Source organism: Dielma fastidiosa (assembly GCF_000313565.1).
GTDB lineage: Bacteria > Bacillota_I > Bacilli_A > Erysipelotrichales > Erysipelotrichaceae > Dielma > Dielma fastidiosa.
Genome location: NZ_HE578923.1, coordinates 133,905 through 149,399 on the forward strand (window position 1 = coordinate 133,905; position 15,495 = coordinate 149,399).

At 40.5% G+C, this 15,495-nt stretch carries 15 protein-coding genes; 11 read left to right on the forward strand and 4 right to left on the reverse strand.

The window, feature by feature from the left end; all coding sequences use genetic code 11:
- Positions 1-17: 17 nt before the first annotated feature.
- Positions 18-1,238: an MFS transporter gene (locus tag DAHG_RS01025; RefSeq protein ID WP_022936456.1), complete on the reverse strand. Its 1,221-nt coding sequence runs from the start codon at positions 1,236-1,238 to the stop codon at positions 18-20.
- 126 nt (positions 1,239-1,364) lie between these two features.
- Entirely contained in the window at positions 1,365-2,582 is a 1,218-nt protein-coding gene (locus DAHG_RS01030; protein WP_022936457.1) for a helix-turn-helix domain-containing protein, read from the reverse strand.
- 119 nt (positions 2,583-2,701) lie between these two features.
- Here DAHG_RS01030 and DAHG_RS18365 point away from each other — a divergent pair, with 119 nt between their 5' ends.
- The 6 genes from DAHG_RS18365 to DAHG_RS20340 all read left to right on the forward strand — a co-directional run bounded on the left by DAHG_RS18365 (position 2,702) and on the right by DAHG_RS20340 (position 8,647).
- Positions 2,702-4,648: an AAA family ATPase gene (locus DAHG_RS18365; protein ID WP_022936458.1), complete on the forward strand. Its 1,947-nt coding sequence runs from the start codon at positions 2,702-2,704 to the stop codon at positions 4,646-4,648.
- Entirely contained in the window at positions 4,641-5,306 is a 666-nt protein-coding gene (gene yqeC / locus DAHG_RS01040; RefSeq protein WP_022936459.1) for a selenium cofactor biosynthesis protein YqeC, read from the forward strand. Before DAHG_RS18365 ends, yqeC begins: the two co-directional genes overlap by 8 nt.
- Complete coding sequence (locus tag DAHG_RS01045; protein WP_022936460.1) at positions 5,281-5,832, forward strand: DUF3783 domain-containing protein; 552 nt, start codon at positions 5,281-5,283, stop codon at positions 5,830-5,832. Before yqeC ends, DAHG_RS01045 begins: the two co-directional genes overlap by 26 nt.
- Positions 5,833-6,004: 172 nt before the next feature.
- Positions 6,005-7,351, forward strand: coding sequence for a magnesium transporter (mgtE, locus tag DAHG_RS01050; protein ID WP_022936461.1), 1,347 nt, complete (start codon positions 6,005-6,007; stop codon positions 7,349-7,351).
- Between the two features lie 11 nt (positions 7,352-7,362).
- On the forward strand, positions 7,363-7,500 hold the full coding sequence (locus DAHG_RS21630; protein ID WP_022936462.1) for a hypothetical protein: 138 nt from the start codon (positions 7,363-7,365) through the stop codon (positions 7,498-7,500).
- A gap of 28 nt (positions 7,501-7,528) precedes the next feature.
- Positions 7,529-8,647: a GGDEF domain-containing protein gene (locus DAHG_RS20340; protein WP_022936463.1), complete on the forward strand. Its 1,119-nt coding sequence runs from the start codon at positions 7,529-7,531 to the stop codon at positions 8,645-8,647.
- Between the two features lie 55 nt (positions 8,648-8,702).
- Here DAHG_RS20340 and DAHG_RS01065 read toward each other — a convergent pair whose 3' ends face one another.
- Complete coding sequence (locus tag DAHG_RS01065; RefSeq protein WP_022936464.1) at positions 8,703-9,977, reverse strand: HlyC/CorC family transporter; 1,275 nt, start codon at positions 9,975-9,977, stop codon at positions 8,703-8,705.
- A 294-nt stretch (positions 9,978-10,271) separates the two neighbouring features.
- Between DAHG_RS01065 and DAHG_RS01070 the strand changes: the two genes are divergently transcribed.
- Genes DAHG_RS01070 through DAHG_RS01080 form a run of 3 tightly spaced genes read left to right on the forward strand, consistent with a single transcriptional unit; the run spans position 10,272 to position 12,613 of the window.
- Entirely contained in the window at positions 10,272-11,444 is a 1,173-nt protein-coding gene (locus DAHG_RS01070; RefSeq protein WP_022936465.1) for an aminotransferase class I/II-fold pyridoxal phosphate-dependent enzyme, read from the forward strand.
- A 27-nt stretch (positions 11,445-11,471) separates the two neighbouring features.
- A complete protein-coding gene (locus DAHG_RS01075; protein WP_022936466.1) occupies positions 11,472-12,167 on the forward strand; it encodes an HAD family hydrolase in 696 nt (231 codons plus the stop codon).
- Positions 12,167-12,613, forward strand: coding sequence for an aminoacyl-tRNA deacylase (locus DAHG_RS01080; RefSeq protein WP_022936467.1), 447 nt, complete (start codon positions 12,167-12,169; stop codon positions 12,611-12,613). Before DAHG_RS01075 ends, DAHG_RS01080 begins: the two co-directional genes overlap by 1 nt.
- 32 nt (positions 12,614-12,645) lie before the next feature.
- Here the strand turns inward: DAHG_RS01080 and DAHG_RS01085 are convergent, their stop codons facing one another.
- Positions 12,646-14,019, reverse strand: a complete 1,374-nt coding sequence (locus DAHG_RS01085) for an MATE family efflux transporter (RefSeq protein ID WP_022936468.1) — start codon at positions 14,017-14,019, stop codon at positions 12,646-12,648.
- Between the two features lie 142 nt (positions 14,020-14,161).
- On the opposite strand from DAHG_RS01085, the gene DAHG_RS01090 reads away from it, so the two are divergent.
- Complete coding sequence (locus DAHG_RS01090; RefSeq protein WP_022936469.1) at positions 14,162-14,674, forward strand: PocR ligand-binding domain-containing protein; 513 nt, start codon at positions 14,162-14,164, stop codon at positions 14,672-14,674.
- The gene (locus tag DAHG_RS01095) at positions 14,658-15,323 is read left to right on the forward strand and encodes a tRNA1(Val) (adenine(37)-N6)-methyltransferase (protein WP_022936470.1); all 666 of its coding nucleotides are present in this window, start codon (positions 14,658-14,660) and stop codon (positions 15,321-15,323) included. The genes DAHG_RS01090 and DAHG_RS01095 overlap by 17 nt, the downstream gene beginning before the upstream one ends.
- Positions 15,324-15,495: the final 172 nt, after the last annotated feature.

Sequence of the window (15,495 nt, forward strand, 5' to 3'; positions counted from 1 at the left end):
TTTTAATGCCAAACCATTTATGAATTAGCATACAATGGTTCAATATCCTTACGGTTTCTGACAACAAATAATTGGATACAAATGAAGCCAAAGACAGCACAGAAGACGGCGACTAAGCGATAAGGCAGGAATTCACCTAATACACCAACAATCAGCTGCATAATCAATACCATTAAACTGATTGCAACATTCAATAGGGAATTCACTCTGGCGCGCATTTCCGTAGGCAGATACGACTGCACCGCGGTTTCCCGCAGGGTTGCGGAATTTACACCAAGGAAGCCGCATAAGGCTCTTAAGGCAAGCATGAGCGGATAGGGCAGAAAGAGAACGATGCCGTCAATGAATTGATAAATACGATATACAAATACTGTCATCGGATAACGCAGCGGCTGGGGAATCTTGATCGCGTAGTGGATAAAGCCGCCGATCATTCGGCCAAAGGTCACCGCACTGGTCAGCAGCGCATACATCGTTGTTGTCAGCCCCGGCGCGGTTTGGAAATAAGTCATCGTCATCAGCTCAGTACCATTGCCGCAGGCATTGGTAATAGCCATGTAAGAATAAATATTCCGCAGTCCCTTTTCCTGTTTCATATAGCTGAACCCTTCACTGATTTGATGCCGGTACGCTTTAAAGTTAAATTTTTGCGCACTGGCCTGCTTCTCTTCAATACGGATCTGTGATTCAAAAGCTGATGCCAGCAGCAATAAGCCGCCGACAATACAAAACAGAAAAGGAATTCCCAGCTGCACATAGATCATCGTAGAGAGCGGCGCGGTAACGACAGTAACCGTCGGATATATCAGAGAAGATACAGAATAACCTTTCTGCATAAACCCTTCACTGATCAAATCGGGATAGAAAGCATTATAAGCCGTAGAATAGATCGAACTGATGCCGTTAGTCACAAAGCCAAACAGCATATACAGCAGATAAGAGAAATCATGCTTCATCAAATAGAAGGCAAATAATAAATAGATACTGCCCATCAATGCGTCTAAGCCAAATATAAAGGGTTTACGCTTATGTGAATCCATATACGGGGCAACTAAAATCGGCAGCAAAATCGAAGGAATCATGATCGATGCCTGATAAAGTCCAGTAAGCAGGGCTGAGCTTGTATTGTCAAAAACGACTAAACCCAATGCCAAATTCATCGCGACACCGCCCACACAGCTGATAATCGTACCAATTGTAATAATCGTAAAATTTTTAGTCCATAAAGTCTTTTTCATAAATGCCCTCTTTTCTATGCAAGAAAAGTATAGCATTCATTTAAGTAATTAAAAATAGCGCATATTTGGGAAAATAGCGCTTATAAAATAGTGCTTAAAATACTTAAAATTATATTTTTAGGAAAATTATAAATTCATCAGCATTTCCTGCATCTGCATCGCCAGCTGCAGGGCTTCTTTATAACGCCGATTTGCCTTATAGGCATCAATCAGCATATGGCCATGAAATTGCTGGAAGCCAAAGATGATTCGCTTGCCGCAGTCTTCATATACTTCTTCCAAAAGCTTTAAATATTCCTCATTCATTTTACCCTCCGACATCATCCTGACCACCTGAATCATTTTCGCATAGATATCTTCACAGTGATCTTGAATCTGCTTTTCATTCAGAACCGCTTCCGCTTTTTCAATATAATCCAAACTTTCTGAGTGCCGGTTCAGATAATATAAAACGAGGGATAATTTATGATAAGTAAGAAACTTGCTTAACGGATCAAGCCGTCCTGGCTCAGCCTCAATTAAATATTCATATGCTTTTTCATAACAGCCGGTTTCTAAATAAGTCGCACCGATATTATACTTAATATCACTGCGCAGATGAGAATTATCACGATTAAGGTTTAAACAGCGCTCATAGGTCTGAATCATAAGATCAAATTGATATAAATTACAGTAACAGCCGCCCTCAATGATGCTGACCTCACTCATCACAGATATATTTCCTTCATAAGCTGCCAGATCATACGCTTTCTTACAATATTGCAGGGCTTTTTGAAATTGTCCTTTTTCATAATACAATGAGGCAATCTTTAATTTGGAGATACTGCATGGATTTAATTGATCCGCTTTCAAAAAGGCGCTTTCCGCTTCTTCATTGAACGCTTTGCCAACCAGCAGTTCATAAACAAAAAGCATTTTTTCATCCATGAAGCCAATAAAGGGATGCAGCTGATTCAGCTGTTCTTTCATTGCTTCAACATTGAGCTGAAGCTGGGCTTCCTGTATTTCAAATAACTTAAAAGCAAGGTACAGCGGATTGATTTCCGCATCTTTCAGACAAGCTCTTATCGCTTCAGAGCTTTCACTTGTATCTTCATGATGAAAGACTTGATCAAAATAAGCGGTAAGCAGTTTCTCGCCTTGTTTTAAAACAGCTTCATTCCAGCATGATTTGATGCCTAAAGCCTTAAACAGCTGTTCAATGACTTCCTCACTGGGCTGGGCCGTACCATTTTCTATCTTGCTGAGATAAGAAACCGTACAAATCCCCTTACAGACTCCGCTTTGTGAGAAATTAAGCTTTAATCGATAGTGCTTTAATAAGAAACCAACCCAATTTTTCATTCTTTATCACCTAGCTTTAAGTGTAGCATTTAAGCTTGCATCAATCAATGATTGAATGGCTTACCGGTGGTTTTAACCATTGAATTGTGATACAATTTTAACGACAGGCTGGTGAAATTATGAAAAAAGATTTTGATGATATTTTAGCGGGCATCAGAGGTTCGGCTTCGGCTGCGACACCTTCTAAGGCCAAGCAATATCTGGAAACGATACAAAAAGAAAAAGAGGCGCTGATACGATCCAACGAGGAGCAGATTGAAGCGTTAAAGCTGCATACTTTGGATGCGGATCTTGATCGGATCAATAAAGAAATTGAACGTGATTTTGGTTTAGTGAGTGAGGATTCGCTGCCGGTGAATGAGCTAGAGCGTTTTCAAAGCATCGCAGCTGAGCTAAAGAATGCCTTGATTGGTCAGGACGCCTTTATTGATGCGCTGATTTTAGCCTTTAAACGGCCTTTAGTCATGGGTGAGGGCAAGGTTAAAAATAATATTATTATCGGATCATTAAAAGGCAGCGGCCGGCATACAGCCTTGAAGCTGATGGCTCAGGGGATGAAAAAACAGCGGCTGTTAAGTGTTGATGAAGTCGCGTTTATCGATTTGAGTAAATATCCGACCAGCAATGAAGAAAAGCTGTTTCTTCAGGATTTGTATACGGCTTTAAAAAAGGAAGGCTCAATCATTGCCTTTGAACATTTAGAACAAGCCTATCCCGGTTATTTAAAGCTGCTGGCATCATTGGCCTTCAGCGGCAGTGCGCCTTTGAATAAGCGCTATGCAATTCAAAAGGATTCCCTTGTTGAGGCGGGTAATGCTTTAGTGAAAAGCGCGGTATCAAGTTTTAGTGCTAAGGATAAATATTTAGTATTTATCACTGAACAGAAGCCGGAATCGCTGGGTTCTATCTTAGGCAGAGAATTTATGGCTTCCGTGAATGATATATGTGTGACTAAAGCTTTAGATGCGGCAGACATTGAACAGATACTGGCTCAGTTATGTTTGGCATTAAAGCATAAGGCTATGAAATATCTGCGTTTTGATTTGATCTTTGAAGACAGCTTTATGCAGGCGGCAGCCACTTATTATCGGATTGCTTTAGGTGTGCCTTCTTTGCAGCAGCTGCTTGATGATGTATACAAGGCCTTGTCACAGTTTGCTTTACTGAATCCGGAAAAGATAGGAACCGTTACCTTAAAAGCGGAGCCTGATTTAAAAGCGGTCATCGGCGATGATGTGATTGAGCTTATAAAAGCTATGGATAATGATGAAGAACTGCGCTCAGTTAAAGAAGAATTGAGCGGCATTGTCGGCTTGGATAATGTGAAGGAATATATTTATGCGATTGAAGATCATGTGAATGTACAGCGGCTGCGCAGCAGCAAGGGTTTAAAAACCTCACCGTTAAGCATGCATATGATTTTTACCGGCAATCCAGGTACAGGTAAAACGACGATTGCGCGCATCTGTGCCCGTTATCTGAAAGCGATCGGTGTATTGAACGGCGGTCAGCTGGTCGAGGTGACAAGGGCTGATCTGGTTGGCAAATATGTCGGACATACGGCTCCGCTGACGCGTGAAATCATTCAGTCAGCCTTAGGCGGCGTGTTGTTTATTGATGAAGCGTATGCGTTAGTCAGGGGTAAAGATGACAGCTTCGGTCATGAAGCGATTGATACATTAGTTAAAGAAATGGAAGATCACCGCGATAATCTGGTTGTTATCTTGGCTGGTTATACGAAAGAGATGAATGAATTCCTGCAGGCAAACAGCGGCTTGAAATCAAGATTTCCCAATATCCTTGAATTTAATGATTATACCGGTGAGGAGCTTGTGCAAATCGCCTGTTCCATTGCGAAAGGCAAAGGATATGTTATCGATGATGAAGCATGTGAATTGCTCGCCAAGCGTTATGCGGCGGTTCAGCTTGAAAAAGGCCGGGACGGCGGCAATGGGCGGCTGGCGCGCAACAGTGTGGAGGCGGCTATTCTCAAGCAGTCTAAACGGGTGCTGAAGGATGCCGATGCTCAGCTGGAACTATTGATGAGCTGCGACTTTGATGATTAAACGTCAGTGTATCTGCGTAATCGGGGCGGGTGGCAAAACGTCTCTGATCAGGTTGCTGATGGATAAATATAAGGATCGCAAAGTCATTGTATCTACGACGGTACATATGGAGCGGCCGGCTTGCATGATTGTTGAAAAGGAAGATGTTAATCAAGTTCAAAAAGCATTAATGCATGAAAATGTCATTGCCTGTGTGCATGACTCTCTGCGGGGTGTTACAGGCTTTACAAAGGAATGTTTAAGGCAGCTTTATCCGCTTTGTGATCTGATGCTGATAGAAGCGGATGGAAATCACAATCACCCCTTTAAGGTTGATCGTGACCATGAACCAAGCTTGGTTGATTTTATGACATTAGGTATCGCGGTGCTTTCCATGAGCGCTTATGGTCAAAGCTTTGCTGAGGCTGCATATCCGGCGGCATTCAGCGCAGAATATTGTCAGTGTAAGATAAATGATCCAATCGATGAGGCGGCTTTCATCAAGGCAGCTAAACAGCTGATCAGCCGGTTTAACAAAACGGCTTCCTGCTTGCTGTTAACGCATTGCAGCAAACAAACAGCGGCAGCCGCAAGGGCGATTCGCATGGCGCTTGATGTTGAGGTAATCATCTGGTGGGAAGGAGAAAAGGAATATGAAGAAAATAGTTTGTGTCTATAACTTAAGCAAGGAGCATGAACAGGTAATTGAAAGCCTGCTTGCAAAACAAAATATCGCAATTGTCAAACTAAATGAAAGGCTTTTGAATCAGAAAATCGGCGCGGCTGCGCAACTGCCTGATTTTCCATATGAGGATCGGCCGCTGGCAGAATCAGATTTTGATGAGGAGCTGCTTTTGTTTGCTAATCTGAGTGATGCGGAGGTAGATCAGTTCGCCGATGAATTGAAAAAGCATTTCCGCTTCAGCGGTGTAATGGCAATGCTGACTGAACATAACCGCAACTGGTATTTTATTGATTTCTTTGATGAAGTAATGAAAGATCATCGTCTCTTTAAAGCCATTGATGAATTGCGGGAAGAAATGAAAAACTGTGAATCTGCTGATCCATCAAAGGTAGAGAATCTTAAAAAATTGAATGATACATTGATGGAAGCCTTTCTGTATTTAAAGGCTCAGGACTATGAAGAAAAAAGACTGCTTGCGCTTAGTTCAGAATTAAGAAGACTGCGGGGAGCTGCAATTTAAACTCTCAGCGAAAGCAAAAAGTGTTATAATAAAAAAGTTGATAAGGAAAAGAGGTGGCCGGTATGGATGCGTCAGTACCCGAGCGATTGCAAATTGAACCAGATGAAATAAGTACGAGCAAACCCAGCCGGTGTTAAATCACGGTCTGGACACTCAGATAGGAGAGGGAAACGTGACACCTGAAGAAAGTAAAAATCTGCTTCGCGAATTGTTGCTGAAGGGGAGCAGCGAAGAATTAAATCATGAATTGGAGCATATCCATCCGGCTGATATTCTTGAAATTCTGCATGAGGATGATGACGCTAATTTTGAAACCATCTTAAAGCGGCTGCCGGAATCCTTTGTGGCTGACTTGATTGATGAGGAAGATGAAGAAGAAAAGTATGAAATTTTAAAAGTATTATCTGATTATCAGCAAAGTGAAGTTTTAAAAGAAATGTCTTCCGATGAATTAACCGATTTAGTCGGTTCCTTGGAAGATGAAGAATTAGACGATGTTTTAAATAAGATGAGCGATGAGGACAGGGAAGATGTCAAACAGCTGCTCGCTTATGATCCAGATACCGCCGGTGGTATTATGGCTACTGAATTTATTGCTATCTGGGAGAATAAGACAGTAAAGAAAACCTTGGAATATCTGCAGTCTATTAAAGAGGAGATGGAATCCTCCTATTACTTATTTGTTACTGACCGGAATTTTATTCTGAAGGGCGTTATCTCCTTAAGAGAGCTTGTATCAACACCCTTTGATACGTTAATTTCAGAAATTACGAATCCCCATGTCATATCGATTGATGTGAATATGGATCAGGAAGAAGTAGCCCATAAATTTGAAAAATACGGTTTTGTGACGATGCCGGTTGTTGATGAAACAAATAAAATGCTGGGTATCGTTACCGTTGATGATATCGTTCAGATCATTCAGGATGAGAATACCGAAGATATTCACCAATTAGGTGGTGTCTCCGGTGAAGAGCGTGTCGATGGCACGCTGGCGGAGTCAATTCGTTCCCGTCTGCCATGGCTGATGGTAAACCTTCTGACCGCCATTTTAGCGGCCTCTGTGGTCGGCGCTTTTGAAGGCACGATCTCTCAGGTTGTCGCCTTAGCGACGATCATGCCGATTGTAACGGGAATGGGCGGCAATGCCGGAACCCAGTCTTTGACCATTATCGTGCGTGGTATCGCGTTGGGTGAGCTGACCGGTGATAATGCCCGGCGCATCTTATTTAAAGAGCTGGGTGTCGGTCTTATAACCGGTGTTGTGATTGGTTTACTGATGTGTATTATTGGTTTGATTTTTCAGGGGAAAATGATTTTTGGCTTGGTTTGCGGTGTCGCGATGTTTTTAAACATGGTTGCTGCTACGATGGCTGGATACTTTGTTCCGCTTTTATTAAAGAAGATGCATGTTGATCCGGCATTAGCTTCCGCGGTCTTTGTGACAACGGTAACGGATGTTCTCGGCTTCTTCTTCTTTCTGGGACTGGCAACCATGTTTCTGCCATATTTATTATAGGAGGTGAAAGAATGGAAAAGAAAAGTGCTAAGGAATTGCTTGAACAGATACGTCAGGCAAAAAAGAAAAATACTCATAAGAATTTTGATAAAATTGTTGGCAAGCCTAAAAACACTGCTGAATGCCGGCGGGTGAATTTTAATAAATAAATTAAAGTAAATAGGGGAGCTGATGCACATGGTACAATTTATTTTGCAAATGCTGGTGGTTATAGAGATGATCTGCATCAATATGATTACAACCGGAAAGTGCTGCACACGTAAGAAGACAAGACCTATTGTCATAGCTGTCTTTGTATTATGGAGCTTTTTGGTAATATCTTCAGCGATTTTTATTATCAAGGCATTAGGTATCTATGGCAATGGGAATGGTTTGTTTGTGCTTTTTGGTTTCTTATACCTGATTCCCGCTGGCTGGGTATTTGAAGAATCCATTGATTATATCCTTATTGTAATTTGTACCTCATGGATTTATACGATGTTTTGTTTTTCTATCAGTGTTAATTTTGCGAAGATGTTTGATGAAGCCTATTTTGAAATCATAGCCCTTACTTTGCAGTCAATAATTTATCTTTTTACGGTCAGACGCTTTTGGCGGCTGGTTCAGGATAAATTTCTTTATATCCTGCATCATACCTCGGCGGAGACATACCGCTCTTTACGATCATTAAGCATCAGTTGGTTTTTAACCGCGGTCATGGTTAATTTCTCCTTAGTTATGCAAGCTGGCGGCGTATTTAACTTTCTGATTATGATAATTCTGTTAGTTAACAGTTACCGTACCTATATTCTGCTTTATGATACCGTTCGTAATTATGAAACAGTGGGCTCTCTGCAGAAACTGGCGATGCGGGACGCGTTGACTGAGCTTGGCAACCGAAACAGTCTTTTAATTGAACTAGACAGGCGTCTGCATGAGGATACGGCTTTCTTCCTGCTTTTCATGGATCTTGACCGCTTTAAAGAGATTAATGATACCTATGGCCATCTTCAGGGTGATCAGTATCTGAAGCTATTCAGTGAAGAGCTATCAAGATTGTTTAGCGGTTCAGAGAATATATACCGCATCTCTGGGGATGAGTTTATCTATCTTGGACAATTAAGTGATAAGACTGAAATTCTGGAACGTTTAGCTGTTTATGAATGGCCGCTATTTAAAAAGCGAAAGCTGAAATTTCTTGGCGTTTCCTATGGCTGTGCCGATTATCCGCAGGATGCCTTCCGATATGAAGAGCTATTGAATAAGGCCGATGCCCAAATGTATGCGATGAAAGAAAGCCGGCAAATTGAACGCTGAATAAGTTAAATATTTATAATCAATAACACAAAATAAAAAGCGCTTTTCGGCGCTTTTAGTCTTTTTCATTCTTTTCACTTTCATCCAATGATTCCTGCTCATTGATTTGAACCCACTTAATCTTGCGGTCATCAGCTTCAAGAATTTTAATATGCATTGTTTTAAAATCAAATTCTTCACCCACCGACGGCATCTTTTCAAAAAACTCAATAATCCATCCGCTCAGCGTATTGGAAGTATAAATATCTTCTTCATAAAGATGAAATAAGTCAAAGATATCATCTATATTAGCTGTTCCGGCAATCTTATAAGTCTTTTCATCAAGCTGAATGATCTCATCGACGACTTCATCATGTTCATCCCAGATTTCACCAACCAGCTCTTCAATAATATCCTCTAAGGTAATAATTCCAGCTGTACCGCCAAATTCATCACAGACAACCGCCAGATGCACCTTGCTTTTTTGAAGCTGCTTTAAGGCATCAGAAATCGGTGTTGTAAGCGGCAAGTATAATGGTGTCTGAATGATTGAGGTCAGAGCTTCATGTTCTTTATCTAATTCATAGAAATCACGCTGATGGATAAAACCGATAATATTATCGATCGTATCTTTATAAACCGGCAGTCTTGAAAAATGATTTTCTTCAAATTTTTCTGTGATTTCATCTAATGTATCATCAATATCAACCGCGATAACATCTACTCTTGGTGTATAAATATCTTCAATGTCAACATCGCTGAATTCAATCGCGGAACGAATCAATTCACTTTCTTCTTTTTCAATGTTGCCGTCTTTTTCAACTTCTTCAATCATCGTAATTAATTCTTCACCGGTCATACCCTGCTTGTCACTTGATTTAAACAGCAGCATAACAAGCTTCTGCCATAAATTGAAAATAAAGGTAAACGGTGTAAGAATCACAAAGATAAATTTAAGCAGCGGATAAGCAAACATTGCGAACTCATCGGCATATTCTTTAGCGATGGTTTTTGGTGTAATCTCACCAAATAATAAAATTACAATAGTCATTACAGCTGTTGAAATGGATGGCCCATTATTTAAAAATAAAGCTGTAAATAATACGGTTGCTACAGTAGTAGCAAGAATGTTGACAAAGTTGTTGCCAACGAGAATAGTCGATATCAGTTTATCATAAGTCTCACAGAATTCAAGAACGGATTCTGCTCGTTTATTTCCGCGGTTAGCCATCTGACGCAGACGAATCTTGTTGCAGGTTGAATAGGCTGTCTCAGTTGCTGAGAAGAAACCTGAAAACAAAACGCAGAGAATTAAAACAATGAGTAAACTCGATAAGGGTACATCTTCCATGATGAATAATCATCCTCCTATATTAAATGTAAAACTGAAATAAACAAAAATTCATGCTCCGCATGATTTCTTTAAAGGATTCTTTTTTCGTATCGCTCGTGTATGTCCAAGGGCTGTATCCTTTCAGTTTTTCAATCATATTTTATGATTTATGGGTAAAATATAGCATTTATGCGTATAATTGTCAATATTAGAACTTGTACAAGCATGATTGGTTGTGCTATATTATTAGCAATGAGACAATGAAGTCCATCGGAATTTGATGGGCTTTTGTTGTATTTTGGAGGCAGAACTATGGAGAAATATCATTTCGCGAAGCGATTTCAAGAAAATTGTGAAGGCAGTGTAATTGCTGAAGCGATTAAGGGTGCAGATCATATGGCAGATCTGATTAACTTCAGTATCGGTGATCCGGATTTTAATACCGATCAGGAAATCATTGAACAAACTTTTCAGGATGTGAAAGCAGGTGCGACTCATTATACAGATTCACAGGGACTTTTACAGCTTAGAGAATTATTGGGTGAGTTTTATGCGGAAGCCTATAATTTAAAGGTGACACCTGAGGAAATTATGATTACCACCAGCGGCTGTCATGCGATGGTGTTGGCTTTAATGGCTATTTTAGATCCTGGTGATGAGGTGCTGTTGTTAGAACCGTATTTTTCATTATATAAGGAACAGGTGGAGCTGGCTGGCGGCCGTGTTGTAAGCTGTCCAAGTGATCCAGACAAGGGCTTCAGATTGGATATTCAGCAGCTTGCCGCCTGTGTCAGTGAAAAAACAAAGGCTTTAATATTGAATACACCGTGCAATCCTAGCGGTGTGTGCCTTTCTAATGATGAAATGCAGCAGCTGGCTGATTTTGCTATTCAGCACGATCTGATTGTGATTGCCGATGATATCTATACGCTTTATTCATATGAAACGGCCTTTACACCAATCATGAGTTATCAAGGAATGCGGGAGCGTACTATTACGGTATCTTCTTTTTCCAAGGATTATTGCATGACTGGCTGGCGTATTGGCTATATCGCGGCGGATCAATCATTGATTCAGATTGTCAGAAAGATCAATGATGCCATTGTATATTCAGCACCGGCACCATCACAATGGGCTGCGATTCATGCCTTACAGCTGCGGGATAAGATCCAGCCCTTGCTTAAAGCTGAATTTGAAAAGCGCTGCCGCTATGCATATGAGCGGATCAATGCCTGTTCATATTTATCTGCGATAAAACCGCAGGGAAGTATTTATCTATTTGTAGATGTGCGCCAAACTGGCTGCACCAGCAAGCAATTCTGTGAGCGGCTTTTAAAGAAAGCACATATTCTTGTTCTGCCTGGAGATGACAGCGGTAAGAGCGGAGAAGGCTTTGTACGCTTTGCGATGACCTTAGGAATCGATAAGATGAAAACTGCATTTGATCGAATTGATCAGCTTACAGTGACTGATTTTATGTTATAATCTTTTTAAAAAGAAATGAGGAACAGCATGAAAACAGTATTATTTGATTTAGACGGCACATTGCTGCATATGGATATCGATGAATTTGTGAAAGCATATTTTAAGCTTTTAGGTAAGACCTTCGGACAGAAGGGCTATGATGTAGAGCGGGTCATGAAGGGCTTAGGCGCTGGCTTAGAAGCCATGATAAAAAATAATGGTTCAGCAACCAATGAGGAAGTATTCTGGCATGTGTTTACACAATATTCCAATTATCAGCTCGCTGATGTCGAAGAAGACTTTTTGTCATTTTATACCCATGAATTTGAAAACTGCGCTTCTTTAGCTGCCAAGATTCCATTAGCTGACGCGATGGTAAAGAAATGCAAAACCTTGGGTTATCAGGTCATTCTGGCAACCAATCCGTTATTTCCAAGGATTGCGACACAACAGCGGATTCGCTGGGCGGGCTGTGATCCAGAGGATTTTGAATGGATTACAACCTATGAGAACAGTTCTTTCAGCAAGCCCAATCCTGCTTATTTTAAAGAAATCATGGATCGTTTCCAGCTGCAGGCGGAAGACTGTATCATGATTGGCAATGACCTTGATGAAGACGGTGTCATTGAGACATTAGGCGTACCCTGTTATCTGACTACGGATTGTCTGATTAATAAGCATGGCAAAGAAATCAAGGTTAAGTGGCAGGGCAGCTTTGAAGAATTATATAATCAAATTAACTAATGAATATCGGTGAAATCCAGCAGATTCTTGATCTGCATAAGTGCTGTTATGAACTGATCGCCCAAGATAAACCGATTTTGTCAGCAGCCGATGCCAAGCAGTATTATCCAATTGAAAAGGCCGCACCAATGTTGGTCTTGCAAAGTGAAAAGGGCTTGCTTGGCTGTATTGTGTCTTTTCAGCATGGTAAACTGAACTTTGATGAATTAAAGCGTCAATTTGGTTTTATACAATTAAAACTAGCTGATCGAAAAGTGATTAAAGAAGAAACCGGTTATGATATTGGCACGATTCCGTTGGCAGGCTTAGGGCTTGATTGTATTTTTGATAAAAAGCTTTTAAAGCATGATTTTGTCTTTGGCGGTACCGGCAATGAAAGGCTGACGCTTAAAATAAAACCCGCTGATTTGCTGCGGGTAAATATCATTTTAGGACAATTTGAATAATTTAAAAAATAGGTGGTACCGATCGGTATCACCTATGATGCTATTAGGGAGGTTAAATCATTGGCCCATAAGCCGCTGTTAAAGCGTTTCATGCCAATGACCAGACGTACCAGCTGTTCTAATTGAACAACGAGGAATACTAAGGCGATATCCTGCATCTTAAAGAGATGAACACAGATAAACGCTAAAGGAATGCCGATTACCCACATGATGCCGCTGTCAAGAACGGAAATAATCTTTGAATCACCGCCGGAGCGCAGCACTGAGAAAATCATGAAATTAAAAAGCCGCATTGATATTTTAACCGCGAATACCATTACCAAGGCTTCGGCATATCCAATAACCACCGGGTCCTGAAGCTGGAAAATCGAAACCATCGGACCGGCGAAGACAATCATCGCGGTTACGAGCACTACAGCCAGTATCGCTGACAGACCACAATAATAATCACCCTCACGGCGCGCTTCTTCAATCTTGCCCTGACCGAGAATACCGCCCAATAAAACTGAGATCGCATTGCCATAGCCATAGACTACAAATAGAAAAACATTGCTGATTTGGTTGCCGACATAATAGGCATCCATGGCTTGTGTGCCTAATACACCAAAGGCCTTGACAAATAAAGTGGAACCAAAACCAAATAAAGTTTCATTAAAAATAAGCGGCGCAATTTTGCGTAAAATAGGCATTACAAAGTTTCGGTCAAAGCTAAACATTTCAGTGAATGAACCAAGGAAGGGCTGTTTAGTAATAAAGCCGTGAATCGTATAAACAGCTACCGCAAAGCATTGTGCCAGAACTGTACCTAAAGCCGCGCCTTGGACACCCATTTCCGGGAACGGCCCGACACCGAAAATTAAGGCATAGTTTAATCCGGCATTGACAAGCATAGATACAATACTGACCTTTAATGGAATTGATGCTTTTTGGATACTGCGGTAAATATAGCTGAATGCAAAACTGATGCAGCTGGGTACAAATGAAAACATGGCGATATTCAGATATAGAAGTCCATTCTGAATAATTTGCGGATCATCCATGTAGAATCTTAAGATAAATTCACCAAAGAACATGGAAACCACCAGCCAGAATAATGCATTGATCATACCAAGTACAATGGAGAAACCAAAAACACGTTTTAAATTCCGATAGTCTTTGGCTCCATAGAATTGTGATGAAAACATACCGGTACCGCCAATTGAACCATAAGCAATCATACTGCATAAAGTATCAATCTGTGCGGCAGTCCCTACGGCGGTAACCATGCCAATCCAGGATACCATCAAGGTATCGACGATTCCCATGGCTGATGAAAGCAATTGCTGCAGAGCCAGCGGAATAGCGACTCTCGCGGTTCGCTGATAAAAATCTTTGGGACCAAAATAACGCTGTATCAAGCTTTGCATATTTTACCTTCTTTCAGTTATACAAGCTATTATAGCTTAAAAATAAGATTTATAAAAGATACTATTGCCATTGAGAAACGACGCTTTATTTGATAGAATAAAAAGAGATGGAAAAAAACAGCTTAAATGCAAGGGGGCTCATATGGAAATTAACAAAAGTATTCAGAACGCAATGAATGATTATCAAAAAATTACTGGTTTAAGAAGTTACATGGTATTGAATAAAGAAGATTTGAATAGTCCTTCAGAAAAGAATTATTTTTGTAAATGTTTGAAGATTTCAACAAAGGCAGTGAAGCTATGTGAAGAATGCGCGGCAGAAGCAATTGATATTATATTGAAAACTAAAAAAGAATATATTTATTCTTGTCATGCCGGTATTATTAAAGTGGCGATTCCTGTGGTTGTGAATGGTGAGATTGTATCTATTGTAATCGTAGAAGGTATTTTAAACAGCAAGCAGCTGGAATCAAGTGATCAGTGGGCTCAGTATCTGAGTAATGAATATGATGTGTCTGCAAGTATTATGAAGAAAACCTTTGAGACAGTAACAGTAATGAATGAACGTGAATTAAACGCGTCGATCAAGCTGCTGCATGATTTGATTGATTATCATATTAGTAAGGAAGTTTGGGTGAATGGACAACCTGCTTAGTTTTGATTATTTGCCGGGTACTGATATTTATTTATATCAGCGCCGGGATATGTTCAGGATGAATACGGATACTGCCTTGCTGGGTCATTTTATGCGTGTCAAAGAGAATGATACAGTGCTTGATATTGGCTGCAATAACGGGGCTTTGTTACTCTATGCTTCACAATATACCAAGGGTAAGCTGATCGGTGTTGATATTCAAAAGGAAGCTTGTGAGCTTGCGGAAAAGAATTTGGCATATCATAAACTGACTAATTCAATGATCTGCTGTGCGGATGCGGCGACGTTTGAATGTGAACCCTGTGATGTTGTTGTCTGTAATCCGCCTTATTTCAGGGTTACACATGAAGATCAGCTGAATGAGTCATTGGCCAAGCGAATCGCGCGTCATGAAACAAATTTGGATTTTGAAACATTGGCGGCGAAAGTGAGTCAATGTCTGAAAGAGAACGGCAGATTTTATTTGGTTCACCGCTGTGACCGGTTAACGGATTTATTATGCGGTTTAAGAAAAGTTGAATTAGAAATGAAGACCATGCAGCTGATTCGGGATGAAAATAAGGAACATCCGCATGGGGTATTGATTGAGGCGGTTAAGCATGGCAAAAGCGGCTGTGTTGTGTTGCCTGAGCATATTGTAAGACGTTAATTAAGAGAATATATTGCATAACCTAAAGTTACCAGAAATTGGGTTCTAAAGGTTATGCTTTTTTGTGTGAATTTTAGTAAAACAGCCTAACATTAAAAAAGTACAGCCAGACTGTACTTGGTTTGATAATATTCGACATCTTGTATTACTGTCTCGAAAAGTATACCTTATG

Bases quoted from the DNA above. Each gene is read 5' to 3' on its own strand.
- DAHG_RS01025 (WP_022936456.1), bottom strand. From the start codon at position 1,238: ATGAAAAAGACTTTATGGACTAAAAATTTTACGATTATTACAATTGGT.
- DAHG_RS01030 (WP_022936457.1), bottom strand. From the start codon at position 2,582: ATGAAAAATTGGGTTGGTTTCTTATTAAAGCACTATCGATTAAAGCTT.
- DAHG_RS18365 (WP_022936458.1), top strand. From the start codon at position 2,702: ATGAAAAAAGATTTTGATGATATTTTAGCGGGCATCAGAGGTTCGGCT.
- yqeC (WP_022936459.1), top strand. From the start codon at position 4,641: ATGATTAAACGTCAGTGTATCTGCGTAATCGGGGCGGGTGGCAAAACG.
- DAHG_RS01045 (WP_022936460.1), top strand. From the start codon at position 5,281: ATGAAGAAAATAGTTTGTGTCTATAACTTAAGCAAGGAGCATGAACAG.
- DAHG_RS21630 (WP_022936462.1), top strand. From the start codon at position 7,363: ATGGAAAAGAAAAGTGCTAAGGAATTGCTTGAACAGATACGTCAGGCA.
- DAHG_RS20340 (WP_022936463.1), top strand. From the start codon at position 7,529: ATGGTACAATTTATTTTGCAAATGCTGGTGGTTATAGAGATGATCTGC.
- DAHG_RS01065 (WP_022936464.1), bottom strand. From the start codon at position 9,977: ATGGAAGATGTACCCTTATCGAGTTTACTCATTGTTTTAATTCTCTGC.
- DAHG_RS01070 (WP_022936465.1), top strand. From the start codon at position 10,272: ATGGAGAAATATCATTTCGCGAAGCGATTTCAAGAAAATTGTGAAGGC.
- DAHG_RS01075 (WP_022936466.1), top strand. From the start codon at position 11,472: ATGAAAACAGTATTATTTGATTTAGACGGCACATTGCTGCATATGGAT.
- DAHG_RS01080 (WP_022936467.1), top strand. From the start codon at position 12,167: ATGAATATCGGTGAAATCCAGCAGATTCTTGATCTGCATAAGTGCTGT.
- DAHG_RS01085 (WP_022936468.1), bottom strand. From the start codon at position 14,019: ATGCAAAGCTTGATACAGCGTTATTTTGGTCCCAAAGATTTTTATCAG.
- DAHG_RS01090 (WP_022936469.1), top strand. From the start codon at position 14,162: ATGGAAATTAACAAAAGTATTCAGAACGCAATGAATGATTATCAAAAA.
- DAHG_RS01095 (WP_022936470.1), top strand. From the start codon at position 14,658: ATGGACAACCTGCTTAGTTTTGATTATTTGCCGGGTACTGATATTTAT.